We start from the raw sequence: 1029 nt of genomic DNA, 5'->3' as shown, positions 1-1029 counted from the left end.
ATTCACAACATCACCCTGGACCCCCAAGGGCTGATGATTATGAACGACATTAAAATGGACGTGACCACCAATAAGCTCTCCTTTGAGGTGCTCTATACCGATCAATACGGATGGAGGCTGATGGAATGAGCTTGCTTAGAGAGTCACTGCGACACGCTCGCCATATTGTCAGTGATCCCACCGGGGATCTCAGCGCCCGGAATATTCAAGCCGCCCTGGATGAGATCGCCGCCGAGAAGATCAACCAGAGCCAAAAAGCCCAGGCCGATGGCGTGGCCACTCTGGACGCCTCCGGAAAAGTGCCCAAGGTACAACTGCCATCGGACAGCCTGGAAACCGCTCAATCCATCCTGACTAAGCTTAAAACCGTGGACGGTTCCGGCTCCGGGCTGGATGCGGATCTGCTGGATGGTAAAAACAGCGCCGATTATGTTCTGGTGGTCAATATCAGCACCGCCACCAACGACAACAGCACCACCAAGGTTTCCGCCGCCGCTGCCACGAAAAAGACCTGGGACCATGCTCAGAGCGCCCATACCCTGATCGGTAGCAAAGACACCGAATATAAAAGCACCTTTGAGAAAATCGCTGACCGGAACAAGGTGAACGGCTATGCCGGGCTGGACAGCGCAGGAAAACTCAGCCCCAACGCCATCCCTGGCCAGACCATTGTCAATGTGGAGGTTTACGCCAGCACCGCCGAACGGAACGCTGACACCTCGCTGGGAAAAGGGGATATGGCGATCATCGAAAGCGGCAGCAATGCTTCCCTCTATATCCTCAAAATTGATCCCGCCGGATCGGCCACTACAGACGCCGACTGGCTCACCCTCCAGACCAATGTTACCGTGGATGTCCGTTCCTGGAATGGCCGGAATGGCAATGTGATGCCAGCCCTGGGGGATTACACCTCAGCCCTGATTCTCCATGATGGCTCTGCTCTTGACGGGGTTCTGGAAGGCATTGAGAACAGCATCCCCACCACCCCGGGGGAACTGGACGCCTACAGCAAAGAGGAATCCGATGGCC

Annotated in this window: 1 protein-coding gene; it reads left to right on the top strand. The window is 55.9% G+C overall.

Features of this window, described 5'->3' with window-relative positions:
- Window positions 1-125: 125 nt before the first annotated feature.
- The coding region (locus tag J7438_RS25870; RefSeq protein ID WP_209278909.1) for a hypothetical protein at window positions 126-1029 on the top strand (904 nt) is incomplete at its 3' end.

This window comes from Thalassotalea sp. G20_0, assembly GCF_017744175.1.
GTDB lineage: Bacteria > Pseudomonadota > Gammaproteobacteria > Pseudomonadales > Endozoicomonadaceae > Endozoicomonas.
This window is presented reverse-complemented; position numbering and strand designations above follow the sequence as displayed.